The 20057-nt window shown below is 73.2% G+C and carries 19 protein-coding genes; 17 read left to right on the top strand and 2 right to left on the bottom strand.

Going from position 1 to position 20057, the window contains the following annotated elements:
• Window positions 1-392, bottom strand: a 392-nt coding sequence (locus tag Q0817_RS13555) for a hypothetical protein (protein WP_298589057.1), incomplete at its 3' end; no start/stop codon positions are given.
• A 100-nt stretch (window positions 393-492) separates the two neighbouring features.
• On the opposite strand from Q0817_RS13555, the gene rimP reads away from it, so the two are divergent.
• The 10 genes from rimP (at window position 493) to Q0817_RS13505 (ending at window position 10231) form a co-directional block, all read left to right on the top strand.
• On the top strand, window positions 493-1011 hold the full coding sequence (rimP, locus tag Q0817_RS13550; protein ID WP_298589055.1) for a ribosome maturation factor RimP: 519 nt from the start codon (window positions 493-495) through the stop codon (window positions 1009-1011).
• Window positions 1012-1202: 191 nt separating this feature from the next.
• A complete protein-coding gene (nusA, locus tag Q0817_RS13545) occupies window positions 1203-2183 on the top strand; it encodes a transcription termination factor NusA (RefSeq protein WP_298589051.1) in 981 nt (326 codons plus the stop codon).
• Between the two features lie 216 nt (window positions 2184-2399).
• Window positions 2400-2681: a YlxR family protein gene (locus Q0817_RS13540; protein ID WP_298589048.1), complete on the top strand. Its 282-nt coding sequence runs from the start codon at window positions 2400-2402 to the stop codon at window positions 2679-2681.
• A 272-nt stretch (window positions 2682-2953) separates the two neighbouring features.
• Entirely contained in the window at window positions 2954-5833 is a 2880-nt protein-coding gene (gene infB / locus Q0817_RS13535) for a translation initiation factor IF-2 (protein ID WP_298589045.1), read from the top strand.
• A 132-nt stretch (window positions 5834-5965) separates the two neighbouring features.
• Window positions 5966-6415, top strand: coding sequence for a 30S ribosome-binding factor RbfA (gene rbfA / locus Q0817_RS13530; protein WP_298589042.1), 450 nt, complete (start codon window positions 5966-5968; stop codon window positions 6413-6415).
• 21 nt (window positions 6416-6436) lie between these two features.
• Window positions 6437-7477 carry a tRNA pseudouridine(55) synthase TruB gene (truB, locus tag Q0817_RS13525; RefSeq protein ID WP_298589039.1) on the top strand — a complete coding sequence of 347 codons (1041 nt, stop codon included), beginning with the start codon at window positions 6437-6439 and terminating at the stop codon, window positions 7475-7477.
• Window positions 7477-7848 carry a hypothetical protein gene (locus Q0817_RS13520; RefSeq protein ID WP_298589036.1) on the top strand — a complete coding sequence of 124 codons (372 nt, stop codon included), beginning with the start codon at window positions 7477-7479 and terminating at the stop codon, window positions 7846-7848. Before truB ends, Q0817_RS13520 begins: the two co-directional genes overlap by 1 nt.
• Window positions 7849-7891: 43 nt before the next feature.
• The gene (locus tag Q0817_RS13515) at window positions 7892-8374 is read left to right on the top strand and encodes a hypothetical protein (RefSeq protein WP_298589033.1); all 483 of its coding nucleotides are present in this window, start codon (window positions 7892-7894) and stop codon (window positions 8372-8374) included.
• Between the two features lie 143 nt (window positions 8375-8517).
• On the top strand, window positions 8518-9180 hold the full coding sequence (locus Q0817_RS13510) for a GNAT family N-acetyltransferase (RefSeq protein ID WP_298589030.1): 663 nt from the start codon (window positions 8518-8520) through the stop codon (window positions 9178-9180).
• A gap of 49 nt (window positions 9181-9229) precedes the next feature.
• Window positions 9230-10231: a bifunctional riboflavin kinase/FAD synthetase gene (locus Q0817_RS13505; protein WP_298589027.1), complete on the top strand. Its 1002-nt coding sequence runs from the start codon at window positions 9230-9232 to the stop codon at window positions 10229-10231.
• A gap of 64 nt (window positions 10232-10295) precedes the next feature.
• Here Q0817_RS13505 and Q0817_RS13500 read toward each other — a convergent pair whose 3' ends face one another.
• On the bottom strand, window positions 10296-11165 hold the full coding sequence (locus Q0817_RS13500; protein WP_298589023.1) for an aldo/keto reductase: 870 nt from the start codon (window positions 11163-11165) through the stop codon (window positions 10296-10298).
• 260 nt (window positions 11166-11425) lie between these two features.
• On the opposite strand from Q0817_RS13500, the gene rpsO reads away from it, so the two are divergent.
• From rpsO to Q0817_RS13465, 7 genes are all read left to right on the top strand, one after another.
• The gene (rpsO, locus tag Q0817_RS13495) at window positions 11426-11695 is read left to right on the top strand and encodes a 30S ribosomal protein S15 (RefSeq protein WP_017832923.1); all 270 of its coding nucleotides are present in this window, start codon (window positions 11426-11428) and stop codon (window positions 11693-11695) included.
• Window positions 11696-11958: 263 nt separating this feature from the next.
• The gene (locus tag Q0817_RS13490) at window positions 11959-14223 is read left to right on the top strand and encodes a polyribonucleotide nucleotidyltransferase (RefSeq protein WP_298589019.1); all 2265 of its coding nucleotides are present in this window, start codon (window positions 11959-11961) and stop codon (window positions 14221-14223) included.
• A gap of 54 nt (window positions 14224-14277) precedes the next feature.
• Window positions 14278-15702, top strand: coding sequence for a pitrilysin family protein (locus Q0817_RS13485; RefSeq protein WP_298589016.1), 1425 nt, complete (start codon window positions 14278-14280; stop codon window positions 15700-15702).
• A gap of 91 nt (window positions 15703-15793) precedes the next feature.
• Window positions 15794-16597, top strand: coding sequence for a 4-hydroxy-tetrahydrodipicolinate reductase (gene dapB, locus Q0817_RS13480; protein WP_298589013.1), 804 nt, complete (start codon window positions 15794-15796; stop codon window positions 16595-16597).
• Between the two features lie 5 nt (window positions 16598-16602).
• Entirely contained in the window at window positions 16603-17235 is a 633-nt protein-coding gene (locus Q0817_RS13475) for a hypothetical protein (protein WP_298589010.1), read from the top strand.
• 170 nt (window positions 17236-17405) lie between these two features.
• Window positions 17406-18305 carry a 4-hydroxy-tetrahydrodipicolinate synthase gene (gene dapA, locus Q0817_RS13470; RefSeq protein ID WP_298589069.1) on the top strand — a complete coding sequence of 300 codons (900 nt, stop codon included), beginning with the start codon at window positions 17406-17408 and terminating at the stop codon, window positions 18303-18305.
• A 13-nt stretch (window positions 18306-18318) separates the two neighbouring features.
• On the top strand, window positions 18319-20010 hold the full coding sequence (locus Q0817_RS13465; protein ID WP_298589008.1) for a ribonuclease J: 1692 nt from the start codon (window positions 18319-18321) through the stop codon (window positions 20008-20010).
• The last annotated feature ends 47 nt before the right edge of the window (window positions 20011-20057 follow it).

Here is a 20057-nt window from a genome sequence, read left to right as displayed (position 1 = left end):
CGGCCCGGGGCCCGGGGGCCGAACTCGCGGCGACCCGCGTCCCCGGCGACCCCGCCGTCCTGGGGGTCGTCGGTGGACGGCGTGGACGGCGCGGGGGACGGGCGCTGCGCGCGGGCGGCCGCGCTCGTGCGGTCGTCGGGCGCGGGACCGAGGGCCTCGAGCTGCCGGGCCAGGTCCGCGCGCACGTCCTCCCGCCGCACGGCGGGCACCGGACCCGGGGACGGGGTCCCGAGCATCGCCTCCGTGCGCAGCCACGCGTCGGCCCGCACGACCTCGTCCGGGGGCACCGGACGAGCGGACTCCAGCCACCACGCCCCGGCGGTGCCGCCCACGAGCAGGACGCCCAGCAGCAGCGGGAGCGCCCGGGGCGCGGGCGTGCGGGAGTCGGTCACCGGGGGGCTCCTGGAGGACGGGCGGGGGCGAGCGGAGGGCCGCGTTCATCATAGGATCTCCAGGACCGACCCCGCCGTCCCGACAGCACGAGGAGACCCCGTGAGCGAGCACAGCACCCCCGGACCCGACGACCACCGGCGGCTGGCCGAGCTGATCGGCCCGGCCGTGGAGGAGTCGGGGCTCGTCCTGGAGGACGTCGCCCTGAAGCCGACCGGCACCGGTCTCGTGCTGCAGGTGCTCGTGGACCTCCCGGAGGACAGCACCGACAGCGTGGACATCGACCGGATCGCCACGGTCTCCCGGGCCGTGTCCGACCTCCTGGACCGCACGGACCCCGTGCCGGGCTCCGCCTACGAGCTGGAGGTCTCCTCGCCGGGGGCCACCCGGGAGCTCACGGCGCCGCGGCACTGGCGGCGCTCCGTCGGCCGGCTGGTGCGCGTCACCCCGGTGGAGGGCGAGAAGTTCACGGCCCGCCTGCTCGAGGTGGAGCCGGACGGCGTGGTCCTGCAGCGCAGCCACCAGGTGAAGAAGGGCATGCCGCCCCGGCTGCTCGACCCGGAGCGCTGGGCCTTCGACGCCGTGCGCCGCGCCAAGGTGGAGGTCGAGTTCACCGACTGACGGACCCGGCCGGACCCGGCACGAGTGTAAGATGTGCCGTTGACGCCGCGGCGCCCACCGGCGCCGCGGTCCGCAGTGCGACGACAACCGAGTGCGACGACGAGTGCGCGAGCACGACCCGTGGCAGCGCCCCGTCATCCCCGACGGCGCGATGCTCCGTCCCCGGGGTCGACAGGTGAGGAAGGCCGGACATGGACATCGATATGAGCACCCTCCGACTGCTGGAGCGTGAGCGCGACATCCCCGTGGACCTGCTCATCCCCACCATCGAGCAGGCCCTCCTGCTGGCGTACCACAAGACCGCCGGCGCGCTTCCGGGAGCGCGCGCGGAGATCGAGCGCAGGACCGGCCACGTCACCATCTGGGCCCCCGAGCTGGACGAGGACGGCGAGGCGGTGGGGGAGTTCGACGACACCCCGGCCGGCTTCGGGCGGATCGCCGCCTCCACGGCGCGCCAGGTCATCCTGCAGCGGCTGCGCGACGTCGAGGACGATGCCGTCCTGGGCCACTTCAAGGGCCGTGAGGGCGAGATCGTCTCCGGGCAGATCCAGCAGGGGCACAACCCCCACATGGTCCAGGTGGACCTGGGCACCGTGGAGGGCGTGCTGCCCCCGCACGAGCAGGCCCCCGGCGAGAAGTACCCGCACGGCGCCCGCATCCGCGCCTTCGTCGTCGAGGTCAAGCGCGGCATGAAGGGCCCGTCCATCACGCTGTCCCGCTCCCACCCGGACCTGGTGCGCCGCCTGTTCGAGATGGAGGTGCCGGAGATCGCCGACGGCACCGTGGAGATCATGGCGGTCGCCCGCGAGGCCGGGCACCGCACGAAGATCGCCGTGCGCGCCACCCAGTCCGGGATCAACGCCAAGGGCGCCTGCATCGGGGAGATGGGCTCCCGCGTGCGCGCCGTGATGAACGAGCTGCACGACGAGAAGATCGACATCGTCGACTGGTCGGACGACCCCGCCCGCTGCATCGCCAACGCCCTGTCCCCGGCCAAGGTGTCCCGGGTGACCGTGCTCGACGAGCGGGCCCGCTCGTCCCGCGCCGTCGTCCCCGACACCCAGCTGTCCCTGGCCATCGGCAAAGAGGGCCAGAACGCCCGCCTCGCCGCGAAGCTCACCGGCTGGAAGATCGACATCGTCCCCGAGTCGAAGGCCGCCGAGCGCCGCTGAACGCCGTCCCGGCGGGGCCGGCGCCCCCGCCCCGGGGCCGGCGCCCCCGCCCCGGGGCCGGTCCCGGGATCCCGCGCGCGCCCGGTTTCGGCCCAGGGCGGTCCCCGGGATAGACTGGACAGCGGTCAGATCGTTGGTGGTCCCTGTCCGGCGCCGTCTCCAGGCCCGCACGGGACGTCCCCGACGTCCCGGCGCGAGACGAGGAGTACCGAGCGAGTGAGTGCAGACTCCCGTCGCACGTGCATCGGATGCCGGACCACCGAACACCCTGACCAGCTCGTACGTGTGGTGACCGAACCGACCGACGGCGGCCTCCGGGCCGTGGTCGACCGGACCGGTCGCCTCGGCGGTCGCGGAGCCTGGCTCCACCCCTCCCACGAGTGCCTGGACTCGGCCCTGCGCCGGCGCGCCTTCCGGCGCGCGTTCCGGGCGGTCGTGGACACGGAAGCGGTCGCCCCCGAGCTGGACACCCTGCTGTCCACGAGGGCGGCCCGGTGACCGGGCGCACGAGTGCCGACCACAGCCGTCTTCGGACGGCAGCCCGCGCGGTCCGACCGGACCGGTGACCACGTCCGCACGCGGGTGAAGAACTGGAAAGCGAGTCAGAGAACCGATGGAAAACCGATGAGTGCCCAGCGATGAGTGCTTCGTTGTGCTCTGCCAACGGCCTCCCGCGACCCCGCGCCGTCCTCGACGGCCGACGCTCCGGGAGCCTCAACGGAAAATAAGTGGTTCGTGCCTGTTTCGGTGCGGACCGAGACAGGAGAGAAGTGGCCAAGCCCCGCGTTCACGAGCTCGCGAAAGAGCTCGGAATAACGTCCAAGGAAGCGATTTCCACGCTTCAGACCCTGGGTGAGTTCGTCCGAGGCGCGTCCTCGACCGTCGAGCCGCCCGTCGCCAAGAAGCTGCGCTCGGCGCTCGCCGGCAAGGCGGAGAAGTCCGCTCCGGCTGCCGCGGCACCGGCCGGCAGGCCCGCGCCGAAGGCCGGCGCGCCCGCCAAGCCCGGCACCGCCGCGCCCGCCCCGGGCCCGGCTGCCGCCAAGCCCGCCGAGAAGGCACCGGAGAAGGCCGCCGAGCAGCGGCCCGCCGCGAAGGCCGCCGAGCAGAAGCCCGCCGAGAAGGCGCCCGAGCAGAAGCCCACCGAGCAGTCCTCGACCCCGGAACGGTCCGCGCCCCAGCGCCCCGCCTCCCCGGGCGCCAAGGCGCCTGCCCCGGGTCCGCGCCCGGGCAACAACCCGTTCGCCAGCCAGCAGGGCATGGGACGCAGCGGGGCGCCCCGTCCGGGCTCCGCCGCGCCGCGCCCCGGTGGCACCGCGCCCCGCCCGGGCTCGGCCGCACCCCGCCCGGGCGCTCCCCGCCCGGCCGGTCCGCGTCCCGGCAACAACCCGTTCGCCGCCCAGCAGGGCATGCGCTCCGGGCGTCCCGAGCGCCAGGGCGGGCCCCGTCCCCAGGGCCAGGGCCCGGCCGGTCCCCGTCCGCAGGGCCAGGGCCAGGGCGGCCCCCGTCCGCAGGGCCAGGGCGGTCCGCGTCCCCAGGGCGGTCCCCGCCCGGGCGGAGCGCGCCCCAGCCCGAACATGATGCCCGGTCACACCACCGGCGTGGCCCCGATCGGTTCCCGGCCGGCCGGCGGCGGTGCGGGTCCGCGCCGCGGCGGTCCCGGCGGCGGGGGCGGGTTCTCCCGTCCCGGCGGCGGCCCCGGCCGCGGCGGCCGCGGCGGCACCCAGGGCGCCTTCGGGCGCGGCGGTGCCCGCGGCAAGCAGCGCAAGTCGAAGCGGGCGAAGCGCCAGGAGCTCGAGCAGATGAAGGCCCCGTCCGTCGGCGGCGTCGCCGTGCCCCACGGCGACGGCACCACGGTGGTGCGGCTGCGCCGCGGCGCGTCCCTGACGGACTTCGCCGAGAAGATCAACGCGAACCCGGCCTCCCTCGTCACGGTGCTCATCCACCTCGGCGAGATGGCCACGCAGACGCAGTCCCTCGACGAGGAGACCTTCCAGCTGCTGGGCGCCGAGCTCGGGTACAAGATCCAGGTGGTCTCGCCGGAGGACGAGGAGCGCGAGCTCTTCGAGTCCTTCGACATCGACCTGGACGCCGAGGCCGCGGCCGAGGGCGACGACGTCCTGGAGGCGCGTCCTCCGGTCGTCACCGTCATGGGTCACGTCGACCACGGCAAGACCCGCCTGCTCGACGCCATCCGCAACACGAAGGTGACCGAGGGGGAGGCCGGCGGCATCACCCAGCACATCGGCGCCTACCAGATCGACACCGAGCTGGACGGCCAGGAGCGGCAGATCACGTTCATCGACACCCCGGGCCACGAGGCGTTCACCGCCATGCGTGCCCGCGGTGCCCAGGTGACGGACATCGCCGTGCTCGTGGTCGCCGCGGACGACGGCGTCATGCCGCAGACGGTCGAGGCGCTCAACCACGCCCAGGCCGCCGGCGTGCCGATCGTGGTGGCGGTCAACAAGATCGACAAGCCCGAGGCGAACCCGGACAAGATCCGCGGCCAGCTCACCGAGTACGGCCTGGTCCCCGAGGAGTACGGCGGCGACACCATGTTCGTCGACGTCTCCGCGCGCCAGAACCTCAACATCGACGAGCTGCTGGACGCGATCGTGCTGACCGCTGACGGCGCGCTCGAGCTGACGGCGAACCCGAACAAGGACGCCCGCGGCGTGGCCATCGAGGCGAACCTGGACAAGGGCCGCGGCGCGGTCTCGACCGTGCTCGTGCAGTCCGGCACGCTGCGCGTCGGCGACGCGATCGTCGCCGGCGCCGCGTACGGCCGTGTGCGCGCCATGTTCGACGAGAACGGCCAGGCCGTGGAGGAGGCCGGTCCCTCGCGCCCCGTGCAGGTGCTGGGCCTGGACTCCGTGCCCCGGGCCGGCGACACGTTCCTCTCCACCCCGGAGGAGCGCACCGCGCGCCAGATCGCCGAGAAGCGCCAGGCGGCGGACCGCAACGCCCTGCTCGCCAAGCGCCGCAAGCGGATCACGCTCGAGTCCTTCGACGAGGCCGTGGCCGCCGGCAAGATCGACACGCTCAACCTCATCATCAAGGGCGACGTGTCCGGTGCCGTGGAGGCGCTCGAGGACTCGCTGCTCAAGATCGACGTGGGCGAGGAGGTCCAGCTGCGCGTCATCCACCGCGGTGTCGGTGCGATCACGCAGAACGACGTCAACCTCGCGACCGTGGACAACGCGATCATCATCGGCTTCAACGTCCGTCCCGCCGAGCGCGTGACGGAGCTGGCCGACCGCGAGGGCGTCGAGATGAAGTTCTACTCGGTCATCTACAACGCCATCGACGACGTCGAGAGCGCGCTCAAGGGCATGCTCAAGCCGGAGTACGAGGAGGTGGCGCTCGGCACCGCCGAGATCCGCGAGGTGTACCGCTCCTCCAAGTGGGGCAACATCGCCGGTGCCTACATCACCAAGGGCACCATCCGCCGCAACTCCAAGGCCCGGCTCGTCCGGGACGGCAGCGTCGTGGCGGACAACCTCACGGTCGACTCGCTGCGCCGGTTCAAGGACGACGCGACCGAGGTCCGCGAAGGCTACGAGTGCGGTATCGGGCTCGGCTCCTTCAACGACATCCGCGAGGGCGACCTCATCGAGACGTGGGAGATGCGCGAGAAGCCGCGCGCCTGACCCGTCCCGAGCCCCGCGCCTCGAGCGCGGGGCACCCGCGGCGGCACGGGCGGGCCCAGTGCCCGCCCGTGCCGCCGCGACCGTTCCAGCACCGTTTCGAGCACCACCGCCCCGACCCGAGGAGCATCCACCATGGCTGACGCAGCACGCGCCGCCCGACTCGCCGACCGGATCAAGGTCGTCGTCGCCCAGGCGCTCGAGCGCCGGGTCAAGGACCCCCGGCTGGGCTTCGTGACCATCACGGACGCCCGCGTCACCAACGACCTCCAGCACGCCACCCTGTACTACACGGTGTTCGGCACCGCGGAGGAGCAGGAGAGCACCCGCGCCGCCCTGGAGTCCGCCAAGGGCGTCCTGCGCAGCGAGGTCGGCCGCAACATCACGGCCCGCTTGACGCCCACGCTGACGTTCGTCCCGGACGAGATCCCGGTCAACGCCTCCCACCTCGAGGAGGTGCTGCGCGCCGCCAAGGAGAAGGACGCCGAGGTCGCAGCCCAGGCCGCCGCCGCCAGCTGGGCCGCGGGGGAGGACCCCTACCGGAAGCCGGCCGAGGAGGACGACGAGTCCTCCCGGGACCGCTGAGCCGACGGAGGCACCGGGGAAGTGACCCGCACGAAGTTTGACGTCCCGAGCCCGGACCCGTCCCTGCCGACGCCGTCCGGGCTCGTGATCGTGGACAAGCCCGCCGGCTGGACCAGCCACGACGTCGTCGCGCGCACGCGGCGTCTCGCGGGCACCCGCAAGGTCGGCCACGCCGGGACGCTGGACCCCATGGCCACGGGGGTGCTGGTCCTCGGCGTGGACCGGGCCACCCGTCTCCTGACCTGGGTCGTCGGACGGGACAAGACGTACGCGGCGACGATCCGGCTCGGCATGACCACCGTCACCGACGACGCCGAGGGCGAGATCCTCGACGTCGCCGACCCCGGGGCTGTAGCCGCGGTGGACGGGGACGCGGTGGCCGCCGGCGTCGCCCGGCTCACCGGGGACATCCAGCAGGTCCCCGCGAAGGTCAGCGCCATCAAGGTCGAGGGCCGCCGCGCCTACGCCCAGGTCCGGGCCGGGCAGGACGTCGAGCTCGCCGCGCGCCCCGTCACCGTGTCCGAGTTCGCCGTGCACCGGCTCGTGCGGACCACCGACGACGCCGGGCGGGCCGTCCTCGACGTGGACGTCACCGTGACCTGCAGCTCGGGCACCTACGTCCGGGCCCTGGCCCGGGACCTCGGCGCCGACCTCGGGGTGGGCGGTCACCTGACCGCCCTGCGCCGCACCCGGGTGGGCGCGTGGAGCCTCGAGGACGCGTCGACGCTCGACGAGCTCGCCGCGGAGGTGGCCGCCGGCCGCCCGCTGCCCGTGACGAGCCTCGAGGAGGCCGCCGCCGGCCTGTTCCCCGCCCGCCGGCTGAGCGCGGCCGAGGCCGAGGACGTCGCCCACGGACGCCGGATCGGCCCCAGCGCCGCGGATCCCGGCGCGGGCCCCCTCGACAACGACGCGGTCACCGGCGGCTTCGCCCCCGACGGGCGGCTCGTGGCCCTGCTCTCCGACCGCGGCCACCGCGGCGAGCGCACCGCCAAGCCCGCCCTCGTCTTCCTCCCCGGGGAGCGCTTCCTCGCGCCGCCGGAGGCCCCCCGGGGGGAGCGCTGATGCTGTGGGGCTACGACGGCTGGTTCTGGGCCGCGGTCCTGCTGGGCGCCCTCTCCTTCCTCGTGTGCGCGGTGCAGGCCGTGCGCGGACGGCGGCCCGACGACTGGACGCAGGGCTCCGTGCTGCTGCTCGAGGCGTTCCTGCTCGTCTACGCGGTGGGCACGGTCGTCATGCACGTCCTGGGGCCCGGGCCCACCGGATCGGCCCTGGAGTACTGGGGCTACCTGCTGACCGCGCTGCTCATCCCGGCGGGAACCTTCGTGTGGTCGCTCGTGGAGCGCTCGAGCTGGTCCAACTGGGTGCTCGCGGCGGCGGGCCCCGTGGTCGCGATCATGGTCTACCGCATGAACTTCATCTGGTACTACCAGTGAGCCCCCGCCCCCGGCCCGCCCCGACCCCGCAGGAGACGCCCCGATGACGCACGAGTCCCCGGAGAACGGCCCCACCCGGCTGCAGCAGCGCTTCGGGCCCCGCACCGGCACGGTGCGCAGCGACCGCAAGTCCGCGGGCTTCGGCCGCCTGGTGGTCGTGGTCTACGCCGTCTTCTCCCTCTCGGCCGGTGTCCGCTCGCTCTACCAGATCCTGACCGGCTTCGGGACCGCGCCGCTGCCGTACCTGCTCTCCGCGTTCGCCGCGGCCGTCTACGTGGTGGCCACCGTGGCCCTCGCCCGGCCCGGCCCTCGGTGGCACCGGCTGGCCACGGCGGCCGTGGGCGTGGAGCTGCTCGGCGTGCTCGGCGTGGGCCTGCTGTCGGTGCTCGTCCCGGAGCTCTTCCCCGAGGCCAGCGTGTGGTCCCACTTCGGGCAGGACTACGGCTACGTCCCGCTGGTGCTGCCGGTGGTCGGCCTCGCCTGGCTCCGCCGGTCCCGGCCCCGGGGCGGTCGCGCCCCGGCCTGATCGCCCGGCCCTGCCCGCCGGCACCTCCCCGCCGGCACCTGCCCGTCCGCACCTCCCCGCGCGGCACCCCGGCACGCACCGGGTAGGCTCGATCGCGGGCCCGAGCGCCCCGCGCCGCACGCCTCCCGAAAGGAACCCCGCCGATGCCCGTACGCCCCGACGGCGCCGAGGACTACGACGTCCCCGTCCTCACCGACGGCACCGTGGTGCTGCGCCGGCTCGAGGAGCGCGACGTCCCGCAGCTGGCCCGCAACTGCGCGGACCCCGCGGCCGCGGAGTTCACCACCGTGCCCCTCGGCTACACGGAGGCCGACGCCCGCTGGTACGTCGAGGAGTTCGTCCCCGCGGCCTGGCGCGCGGGCCGCGAGTACAACTGGGCCGTGGCGGACGCCCGGACCGACCGCCTGCACGGGACGGTGGGGCTCAACGCCCTGCGGGGGACCACGGCCGACATCGGGCTCAACTTCGGCCCGCACGCCCGCGGCACCGGCGCCGCGGAGGTCGCCTGCCGGCTGCTGCTCGAGCACGCCTTCGGCTCCCTGGGCCTCACCTATGCTTACTGGATGGCCAAGGTCCCCAACTGGGCCAGCCGCAAACTCGCCTGGAGGCTCGGCTTCCGCTCCCCGGTGCAGATCGACGGGTTCATGGAGCAGCGCGGCGCCTCGGTCGACGCCTGGATCCTGACCCTCGGGGCGGAGGACCCCCGCGCCCCCCGGACCCCGTGGGACGGCCCGCCGTCCGCAGCCCGCGCGGAGGAGCCCGGCGGCCCGCACCGACCCGCCCCGCACCGACCCGGCCCGCACTGACGAGCCCCCCCATCCGTACCTGCCTGTTGTCGTTCCTGCGAGGAGAACCGTGTTCCGCTGGCGAGATCTCTCTGACGTCCCCCCGGGCTTCGGCCCGTCGGTGGTCACCATCGGCAATTTCGACGGTGTCCACCGGGGCCACCAGCGGGTGCTGTCCCAGCTCGTCGACTCCGCCCGCGAGCGGGGCTGGGCCTCGGTGGTCGTGACGTTCGACCCGCACCCCGCGCAGGTGCACCGCCCCGGCAGCCACCCGGGGCTGATCATGGGCACCGAGGACAAGCTGGACGCCCTCGAGCGTGCCGGCGCGGACGCCGCCCTGGTGCTCGAGTACACCCTCGGGTTCGCGGAGCAGTCCACCGAGCAGTTCGTGCTGAGCACCCTCGTGGGGCCGCTCGGCGCGCGGTGCCTCGTGGTGGGCGCCGACACGCGCCTGGGCAAGGGCAACACCGGCAACATCGACACGCTGCGGGAGCTGGGGGAGCGCCACGGGTTCGAGGTCCGCGTGGTCGACGACCTGCTGGATCCCCTGCACGAGGACCACCCGGAGCACGCCCCGGCCGTGACGACCGCGGGGGAGCGGCGCTGTTCCTCCACGTGGATCCGGGCCTGCCTGCAGGCGGGGGACGTGCGTGCGGCCGCCCGGCTGCTCGGACGCCACCACCGGATGCGCGGCGAGGTGGTGCACGGGGCCGCCCGCGGGCGGGAGCTCGGCTACCCCACGGCCAACCTCTCCCCGGACGCGGCCGGATTCGTCCCCGCGGACGGGGTGTACGCCGGGTGGCTGCTCGACGCCTCCGGCACCCGCTGGCCCACCGCGATTTCCGTGGGGTCCAACCCCACGTTCGAGAACGTGCCCCGGCAGGTCGAGGCCCACGTCATCGACCGCCCCGAGGAGCGGGTCGAGGACTTCGACCTCTACGGCCAGGAAGTGGTCGTGGAGTTCGTCGCCCGGCTGCGCGGGATGGTCGCCTACGAGGGCGTCGACAAGCTCGTGGCGCAGATGGACGACGACGTCGAGCGCACCCGGGGGATCCTGGCCGCCGAGGCCTGAGCCCCGGCCGCCGGACCGGCTCCCACGGCGGGCCCGCCGCGTCACCGCTGCTGCGTGTCCGCTGCTACATCTCCTCGTGGGTGTTGGGGTCGTAGCCGGACCCGCTGATCCCCGTGTGCAGCATCCGCATCCGGTGCATCTGGTCCTCGTCCAGCTCCCAGTCGAAGACGTCGAGGTTCTCGGCCATGCGCCGGGTGTCGGAGCTCTTCGGAATCGGCACGGTGTGCGACTGCAGGTGCCAGCGGAGGACGACCTGAGCCGGGGTACGGCCGGTCCGCCGGGCGATCCGCGCGATCCACTCGTGCTGGAGCAGGTCGGTCTTGCGGCCCAGCGGGGACCAGGCCTGGGTGACGATGCGGTGCTCCTCGTGGAACTCGCGCAGTCGCTCCTGCTGGTACTGCGGGTGCAGCTCCACCTGGTTCACCACCGGCGTCTCACCGGTCTCGTCGACCAGGCGCCGGATGTGGGCGGGGGTGAAGTTGGACACCCCCACCGAGCGGACGAGCCCCTCCTGCTTCAACTCCAGCATGGTCCGCCACGTCTCGACGTACCGGCCGACCGACGGGTTCGGCCAGTGGATGAGGTAGAGGTCCACGTGGTCGGTGCCCAGCCGCCGCAGGGAGCCCTCGAGCGAGCGGCGCACGGAATCCGTGCCGTGGTCCCGGCCCGGCAGCTTGGTGGTGAGGAACAGCTCGCCGCGCGGCACGCCGGCCGCCGCGACCGCCCGCCCCACGCCGGTCTCGTTGCCGTAGTTCACCGCGGTGTCCACCATCCGGTACCCCAGCATCAGGGCCTCTGCGACGCTGGCCTCGGCCTCGGCGTCGTCCATGGGGTACGTGCCCAGCCCGATCGCGGGGATCCGCCGGCCGTCCCGCATCGTGTGCGTGCGGTCGGCGACCGCCAGGCCCCGTCCGTCCTTCTCGTCCTTGCTCACGTGCTGCTCCTGCTCGTCTCGTCCTGCTCGTCCCGGCGCCCGGGCGCCGGGACCGGTGTCCCTCCCATCTTGGCCCACCGGCCGGGGCGCGCCCAGCCCAGCGCGCCGCGCGGCCCGAGGGTGGGGCGGCGCGCCCGCGTCCGGTAGACTGGACGGCGGTCCGACTGCAGTCCGTGGTTGTCGGACCCCCGGGATGCCCCGGGACCCGGCGACGAGCCCGTCGTCCGGGCCGCACGGTACTGACTCGAACGGAGTTACACGTGGCACTCGACGCCGCCATCAAGCAGGAGATCATCAAGGACTTCGCGACCCACGAGGGCGACACCGGTTCGCCCGAGGTCCAGATCGCGGTCCTGACCCGCCGGATCGCCGATCTGACGGAGCACCTGAAGCAGCACAAGCACGACCACCACACCCGCCGCGGCCTGATGGCCCTGGTCGGTCGCCGTCGCCGCATGCTGACCTACCTGCGCGACACCGACATCACGCGCTACCGCACGCTCATCGAGCGGCTCGGCCTGCGCCGCTAGTCGGCACCCGGCGGCGTCCACCCGGCAACGGGAGGACGCCGCCGAGCACGGCGCCCGCCCGGCACGGCAGCCGGACGGGCGTGGTGCACCACCAGAGACAGCACCATCGAACACCAGACGGGGCCACCGCGCCGATCATTCGCGGTCCTCGGTAGTGATCTCCGGACACCGGACGGCCCCCGTGGCCCCGGCTCTTCCGTGGATCTCGATCGAAGACCGGGTGACGCGCGGACGGTCCCGCCCACACGAAACGGAGGTGACCCTTGGAGGGTCCCGAGATCCAGTACGCCGAAGCCGTCATCGACAACGGTTCCTACGGAAAGCGCGTCGTGCGCTTCGAGACCGGCCGCCTCGCCAAGCAGGCCGCCGGCTCCACCCTCGTCTCCATCGACGAGGACACCACCATGCTCGCCGCCACCACGGTGGGCAAGTCCCCCCGCCAGGGCTTCGACTTCTTCCCCCTGACGGTCGACGTCGAGGAGCGGATGTACGCCGCCGGGCGCATCCCGGGCTCGTTCTTCCGCCGCGAGGGCCGCCCCTCCACGGACGCGATCCTCACCTGCCGGCTCATCGACCGCCCGCTGCGCCCCGCCTTCGGCAAGGGCATCCGCAACGAGGTGCAGGTCGTCGTCACGATCCTGTCCATGAACCCGGACGAGATCTACAACACCGTGGCGATCAACGCCGCGTCGATGGCCACGACCCTGTCCGGGATGCCCTTCCAGGGCCCCGTCGGCGGCGTGCGCGTCGCCCTCATGGCCGGGGAGAACGGCCAGCACCAGTGGGTCGCCTTCCCCAAGCACTCGCAGCTGGAGAACGCCGTGTTCGACATGGCCGTGGCCGGCCGCGTCGTCACCGGCAAGGACGGCACCGAGGACGTCGCGATCATGATGGTCGAGGCCGAGGCCACCGACAACTCCTGGAACCTGATCAAGAACAACGGCGCCGTGGCCCCCACCGAGGAGCTCGTGGCCCAGGGCCTGGAGGCCGCCAAGCCGGCCCTCAAGGCGCTGTGCGACGCCCAGGCGGACCTGAAGGCCCGCGCCGGCAAGCCGGACATGGAGCTGCCCCGCTTCGGCGGCTTCGGGGACGACGTCAAGGAGGCCGTCGCGGCCTCCGTCGGCACCCGGCTCGCCGAGGTGTACTCGATCGCCGACAAGCAGGAGCGCGAGACCGCGACCGACGAGCTGCACCAGGCGACCCTGGCCGAGCTCGCCGGCGAGGACGGGCCCTTCGCCGACCGCAAGGACGAGGTCAACGGCGCCTACCAGGCGCTGACCAAGCAGACCGTGCGCCAGCGGGTCCTCACCGAGCAGGTGCGCATCGACGGCCGCGGCCTGACGGACATCCGTCAGCTCACCGCCGAGGTCGAGGTCCTGCCGCGCGTGCACGGCTCCGCGATCTTCGAGCGCGGCGAGACCCAGATCATGGGTGTGACCACGCTGAACATGCTGAAGCTGGAGCAGCAGATCGACTCGCTGTCCCCCGTCAAGCACAAGCGGTACATGCACCACTACAACTTCCCGCCGTACTCCACCGGCGAGACCGGTCGCGTCGGCTCCCCGAAGCGCCGCGAGATCGGCCACGGCGCGCTGGCCGAGCGGGCCATCACCCCGGTGCTGCCCTCCCGCGAGGAGTTCCCCTACGCGATCCGGCAGGTCTCCGAGGCGCTGAGCTCCAACGGCTCCACGTCGATGGGCTCCGTCTGCGCCTCGACCCTGTCGCTGCTCAACGCCGGTGTGCCCCTGCGCGCGCCGGTGGCCGGCATCGCGATGGGCCTGGTCTCGGACGAGGTGGACGGGGAGACCCGCTACGCCGCGCTGACCGACATCCTGGGCGCCGAGGACGCGCTGGGCGACATGGACTTCAAGGTCGCCGGCACCTCGGAGTTCGTGACCGCGATCCAGCTCGACACCAAGCTCGACGGGATCCCCTCCTCCGTGCTCGACGCCGCGCTGACCCAGGCCCGCGAGGCCCGGCTGCACATCCTCGGCGTGCTGAACGCGGCCATCGACCAGCCCGACGAGATGAGCGAGTTCGCCCCGCGCGTGATCTCCGTGACCGTCCCCGTCTCCAAGATCGGCGAGGTCATCGGCCCCAAGGGCAAGATGATCAACCAGATCCAGGAGGACACCGGCACCGACATCTCGATCGAGGACGACGGCACCGTCTACATCGGCGCCACCGACGGCCCCTCGGCCGAGGCGGCCCGCGCGGCGATCAACGCGATCGCCAACCCGCAGGTGCCCGAGGTCGGCGAGCGCTACCTGGGCACCGTGGTCAAGACCACGGCCTTCGGCGCCTTCGTCTCGCTCACCCCCGGCAAGGACGGCCTGCTGCACATCTCGGAGCTGCGCAAGCTCAACGAGGGCAAGCGCGTCACCGACGTCGAGGACGTCCTCGGCGTGGGCCAGAAGGTCCAGGTCGAGATCACCAAGGTCGACGACCGCGGCAAGCTCTCCCTGGCCCCCGTGGTCGCGGAGGAGCCCAACGTCTTCCCGGAGGACGACGACGACACCGAGGCCTGAGCCGGGTCCGTCCCGCGCACAGCACCGCACGAGCAGAGAAAGCAGCACAGCTGGATGACGGCAGTCGATCTGCCGCTGGAGGCGGGCGACCGCGGCCCGGGGAGCACCCCGGGCCCGGACGCCCGCCTCTCGGCGGTTCCCCGCAGTTCCCCCTCCGCCGCGGCCGCGGCCCTGACCACGGCCGCCGCGGGATTCAGCCACACCGTCCACGAGGGCGCCGGCGGCAACGTGGTCCGCCGCACGGTCCTGCCGTGCGGCACCCGGGTGATCACCGAGCGGATGCCCGCCCAGCGGGCCGTGACGGTCGGCTTCTGGGTCGGCGTCGGCTCCCGGGACGAGCAGCCCGGCCGCCTGGGCTCCACGCACTTCCTCGAGCACCTGCTGTTCAAGGGCACCGCGCGGCGCTCGGCGCTGCAGATCGCGGAGGCCTTCGACGAGGTCGGCGGGGAGTCCAACGCGGCCACGGCCAAGGAGCACACGTGCTACTACGCGCGGGTCCTCGCCGAGGACCTGCCGATGTCGATCGACGTCATCACCGACATGGTGACGTCGGCCGCCCTGGATCCCGACGAGCTCGAGCGGGAGCGGGGGGTCATCCTCGAGGAGCTCGCGATGGACAAGGACGACCCCGAGGACGTCGCCTTCGAGGTGTTCACCCAGCGCGTGCTGGGGAGCCACCCCCTGGGCCGGCCCATCGGCGGCACCCCCGAGGAGATCCTCGAGGTGCCCCGCGACGCCGTGGTCGAGCACTACCGGCGCCACTACCGGCCCGAGGGGCTCGTGGTGACGGCCGCCGGCGGGCTCGAGCACGACCTCGTCGTCGCCCTCGTCGCCGAGGCCCTCGAGCGCGCGGGCTGGGACCCGGCCACCCCCGCGGCCCCCTTCCCGCGGCGCGAGCGCACCCCGGCGGCCCTGGACCCCGACTGGGGCGAGCACTTCCTGGAGCGGCCCGTGGAGCAGACCAACGTGGTCGTCGGCCGGCCCGGGCTCGTGGCCGGGGACGACCGCCGGTTCGCGATGACCGTGCTCAACGCGGCCCTGGGCGGCGGGATGTCCTCCCGGCTGTTCCAGGAGATCCGCGAGAAGCGCGGCCTGGCCTACAGCACGTTCTCCTTCTCGGGGGCCTACTCGGACGCCGGCTACTTCGGGATGTACGCCGGCTGCCTGCCGGCGCGCACCGACGAGGTCGTGGCGCTCATGACGGGGGAGCTGGAGACGCTCGCGCGGCACGGCATCGGGGCGGAGGAGCTGCGCAAGGTCGTGGGCCAGCTGGGCGGAGGAACCGTGCTCGCCCTCGAGGACACCGGCTCGAGGATGTCCCGCCTCGGCTCCGCGGAGCTGAAGTCCGGGGAGTTCCTCGACATCGACGAGTCCTTGGACCGGATCCGCTCCGTGACCCCGGAGCAGGTCCGCGAGCTCGCCGGTTGGCTGGCCGAGGGGCCCGTCGTGACGACCATCGTGGCGCCCACCCGCCGCTGACCGACCGCCGCTGACCGACCGCCGCCGCCGGGTCCCGGCCGGCGGCCCCGCCCGTCCCGTGACCCGGAGCCCGTGACCTAGAGTTGGAGCCATGACCGAGCGCACTGCCACCGAGACCACCACCGCCACGGCGACCACCGCCGCCGAGCTCAGGGTCGCCGTCCTCGGCGCCCGCGGCCGCATGGGCAGCGAGGCCGCGCAGGCGGTCCGGCGCGCCGAGGGGCTGCAGCTCGTCGCGGAGCTGGACCACGAGGACTCCCTCGAGGTCCTGGTGGCGGCGGGCGCGCAGGTCGTCATCGACTTCACCGTCCCGTCGGTCACGGAGCACAACGTGCGCTTCGCCGTGGAGCACGGCATCCACTGCGTGGTGGGCACCACCGGCTGGGACGACGAGGGCCTGGACCGGACCCGGGCACTGCTCGCCCAGCACCCGGGCGTGGGCGTGCTCATCGCCCCCAACTTCTCCATCGGCGCGGTCCTGGCCATGCGTTTCTCGGCGCAGGCCGCCCGGTTCTTCGAGTCCGTGGAGATCGTCGAGCTGCACCACCCGGACAAGGTCGACGCCCCCTCCGGGACGGCCGCGCGCACGGCCGCCCTGGTCGGCGAGGCCCGGCGGGCCGCGGGGGTCGCACCGTCGCCGGACGCCACCAAGCAGGACCCGGACGGGGCCCGCGGGGCGCTCGTGGACGACGTCCGGGTGCACTCCGTGCGCCTGCGGGGGCTGGTCGCCCACCAGGAGACGCTCCTCGGCAACCTCGGCGAGCAGCTCACCATCCGGCACGACTCCTTCGACCGCATCTCCTTCATGACCGGCGTGGTGCTGGGCGTCCGGGAGGTCGTCTCCCACCCGGGGCTCACGCACGGTCTCGAGGACTACCTCGACCTGGGCCTGTAGAGCCGATGGACTCGATCCGGGCCTGGATCTGGGGCCTGCTCGCGGCGGCCCTGCTGACCCTGTGGCTGCTGCCGATCCCCGGCGGCTCGAAGCTGTGGATCCTCGCGGTGCTCGCCTTCGCGGGCGTCTTCACGCTCCTGGAGTCCACGAGCAGGGCGAAGCTGCTGGCGGCGGCCATGGTGTCGCTGCTCGTGGTCTACCTGGGGCTGAGCCTGCACCGGGCCGTGCTGCTGCTGGGCACGGACGGCTGGATCGCCAAGGCCTTCGGCGTGGCCATGCTGGTGCTGCCGGCCGTGGGCGTGTGGGCGCTGGTGCGCGAGATCCTGTTCGGGGTCCGGACCGAGCAGCTCGGCCGGACCCTGCACGAGGAGGGCGGGCTGCCGCCCGACGACCTGCCGCGCACCCCGGGCGGGCGCGTCGTGCGCGAGGCCGCCGACGAGCGGTTCGGGACGTACCGGGCGCAGACCGAGGAGGACCCGGGCGAGTGGCGCAACTGGTACCGGCTCTCCCTCGCCTACGCGGCCGCCGGGGACCGGACCCGCGCGCGCTCCGCGATGCGGGACGCCGTGGCCCTCTCCCGCGGGCGCGCCGCCCGCAACGTGGAACCGGCCGAGCGCCCGGACGAAGGACGGGCCTGAGCCGTGGCGAGCAGGACCGGTCCCGTGCACGGCACGGGGACCGCCCACCGCACCGCCGGCCCGGACGGCTCCTCCGGCGGTGCTCCCGGAGCGAAGACGGTAACCTGGCACCCATGACTGCCAACGCCTCGCCTTCCCCCGCCGACCTGCCCTCGACCCGGTCCGAGCCCATGTTCGGGACGCTGCTCACCGCGATGATCACCGTCTTCGCCGAGGACGGCTCCGTGGACCTGGACGCCACCGCGGCCACGGCCGAGCAGCTCGTCGACGACGGCTGCGACGGCCTGGTGGTGTGCGGCACCACCGGCGAGTACTCCACGATGACCGACGACGAGAACCTCTCCGTGTTCCGCGTGGTCAAGGACGCCGTCGGCTCCCGCGTGCCCCTGCTGGCGGGCACCGGCTCCAACGACACCGAGCACTCCCGCTACCTCTCCCGGGCCGCCGAGAAGATCGGCATGGACGGGCTGCTCATCGTCACCCCGTACTACAACAAGCCCTCCCAGGCCGGCGTCGAGGCCCACTTCCGCAGCCTCGCCGACTCCGTGGACCTGCCGATCATGCTCTACGACATCCCCGGCCGCGCCGGCATCCCGATCGCCACCGAGACCCTGATCTCCCTGGCCGGGCATCCCAACATCGTGGCCGTCAAGGACGCGAAGGCGGACCTGGTCGCCGCGACCCGGGTGCTGGCCGAGACCGACCTGCTCTACTACTCGGGCGACGACGGGCTGACCCTGCCCTGGATGGCCATCGGCGCCGCCGGGCTCATCGGCGTCACCACCCACGTGGCCACCGCCCGGTACCGGCGCCTCGTCGACGCGATCCTCGCCCAGGACCTCGGCACGGCCCAGCGGATCAACCGCGAGCTCGAGCCCGTGGTCCGCGCCACCATGACCCGCGCCCCCGGGGCCGTCGCGGCGAAGACGATCCTCATGTGGCAGGGCAGGCTCAAGGACAACACCGTGCGGCTCCCGCACGTCCCGCCCACGGAGGCCGAGGCCGCCCTGATCCGCGCGGACCTGGCGGACTCGGTCATCTCGGACACCCTCCTCGAGACCATCGACTGACGAAAGGGGTCTCATGACCCAGTGGCACACTGACCTGTCGGCTCCCCCCGCCCTCGGCACGGACGTCCTGCGCGTCGTCCCGCTGGGCGGGCTGGGCGAGGTCGGACGGAACATGACGGTGTTCGAGATCAACGGGCAGCTGCTCGTGGTCGACTGCGGCGTGCTCTTCCCCGAGGAGACCCAGCCGGGCGTGGACCTCATCCTCCCGGACATCAACCACATCGTCGACCGGCTCGACGACGTCGTGGCCGTGGTGCTGACCCACGGCCACGAGGACCACATCGGCGCCGTCCCGTACCTGCTCAAGCGCCGCCCCGACATCCCCGTGATCGGGTCCCGGCTGACGCTCGCGCTCATCGAGGCGAAGCTCCAGGAGCACCGGATCAAGCCCTACACCATGGCGGTGCGCGAGGGGCAGGTCGAGCGGCTCGGCGAGTTCGAGTGCGAGTTCGTGGCCGTCAACCACTCCATCCCCGACGCGCTCGCGGTGTTCCTGCGAACGAAGGCCGGCACCGTCCTGCACACCGGCGACTTCAAGATGGACCAGCTGCCGCTGGACGGCCGGATCACCGACCTGCGCCACTTCGCGCGGCTGGGGGAGGAGGGCGTGGACCTCTTCCTCACCGACTCCACCAACGCCGAGGTCCCTGGGTTCACCCCCACGGAGAAGCACATCGGGCCCGTCCTCGCGGACGTGATCGGGCGCGCGCCGAAGCGCGTGGTCGTGGCGTCCTTCTCCTCGCACGTCCACCGCGTGCAGCAGGTGCTCGACGCCGCCGCCGAGCACGGGCGCAAGGTCGCGTTCATGGGCCGGTCCATGGTGCGGAACATGACCATCGCCGAGAAGCTCGGCTACCTCGACGTCCCGCCGAACACGCTGATCGACCAGAAGCGGATCGACGACCACGCCGACTCGCAGCTGGTCATCATGTGCACCGGGTCCCAGGGGGAGCCGATGGCCGCGCTGTCCCGGATGGCCAACGGCGACCACAAGGTCCAGCTCACCGAGGGCGACACCGTGATCCTCGCGTCGTCGCTCATCCCCGGCAACGAGAACTCGGTGTTCCGGATCATCAACGGGCTCATGCGGCTCGGCGCCACCGTGGTCCACAAGGGCACCGCCAAGGTCCACGTCTCCGGGCACGCGGCCGCGGGCGAGCTGCTGTACTGCTACAACATCGTGGAGCCGGAGTACGTCATGCCGGTGCACGGCGAGGTCCGCCACCTCATCGCCAACGGCAAGCTCGCCGAGGAGACCGGCGTGCCCACCGACCACGTGCTCATGGCCGAGGGCGGCACCGTGGTGGACATGGCCGCCGGCGAGGCGCGGATCACCGGCCAGATCGAGTGCGGCTACGTCTACGTGGACGGCTCCTCCGTGGGCACCATCACCGACGCCGACCTCAAGGACCGGCTCGTGCTGGCCGAGGAGGGGTTCATCTCCGTCATCACCGTGGTGAACCGGGACACCGGCAAGGTCGTCACCGGGCCGGACGTGCACGCCCGCGGCGTCGCCGAGGACGACAGCGTGTTCGACGAGATCAAGCCGAAGATCACCGCCGCGCTCGAGGACGCCATCAACCACTCGGGCAAGAACCACACCACCCAGCAGCTCCAGCAGGTGGTGCGCCGCACGATCGGCTCGTGGGTCAGCCGGAGGCTGCGCCGCAAGCCCATGATCGTGCCGGTGGTCATCGAGGCCTGAGCGAGCGGTCTCCTCCGGTCCGTGCGGCACCGCGGACAGGGGGAGGC

The sequence above is a fragment of the uncultured Kocuria sp. genome (genome assembly GCF_947500125.1).
GTDB lineage: Bacteria > Actinomycetota > Actinomycetes > Actinomycetales > Micrococcaceae > Kocuria.
The sequence above is the reverse complement of the archived record's forward strand: the minus strand, read 5'-3'. Positions and strand labels throughout refer to the sequence as shown.

Excerpts from the sequence above, each read along its gene's own strand:
- dapB (WP_298589013.1), top strand. The coding sequence starts at position 15,794 with ATGACCGAGCGCACTGCCACCGAGACCACCACCGCCACGGCGACCACC.
- Q0817_RS13520 (WP_298589036.1), top strand. The coding sequence starts at position 7,477 with ATGCTGTGGGGCTACGACGGCTGGTTCTGGGCCGCGGTCCTGCTGGGC.
- Q0817_RS13510 (WP_298589030.1), top strand. The coding sequence starts at position 8,518 with ATGCCCGTACGCCCCGACGGCGCCGAGGACTACGACGTCCCCGTCCTC.
- Q0817_RS13465 (WP_298589008.1), top strand. The coding sequence starts at position 18,319 with ATGACCCAGTGGCACACTGACCTGTCGGCTCCCCCCGCCCTCGGCACG.
- dapA (WP_298589069.1), top strand. The coding sequence starts at position 17,406 with ATGTTCGGGACGCTGCTCACCGCGATGATCACCGTCTTCGCCGAGGAC.
- Q0817_RS13485 (WP_298589016.1), top strand. The coding sequence starts at position 14,278 with ATGACGGCAGTCGATCTGCCGCTGGAGGCGGGCGACCGCGGCCCGGGG.
- rbfA (WP_298589042.1), top strand. The coding sequence starts at position 5,966 with ATGGCTGACGCAGCACGCGCCGCCCGACTCGCCGACCGGATCAAGGTC.
- Q0817_RS13475 (WP_298589010.1), top strand. The coding sequence starts at position 16,603 with ATGGACTCGATCCGGGCCTGGATCTGGGGCCTGCTCGCGGCGGCCCTG.
- Q0817_RS13515 (WP_298589033.1), top strand. The coding sequence starts at position 7,892 with ATGACGCACGAGTCCCCGGAGAACGGCCCCACCCGGCTGCAGCAGCGC.
- nusA (WP_298589051.1), top strand. The coding sequence starts at position 1,203 with ATGGACATCGATATGAGCACCCTCCGACTGCTGGAGCGTGAGCGCGAC.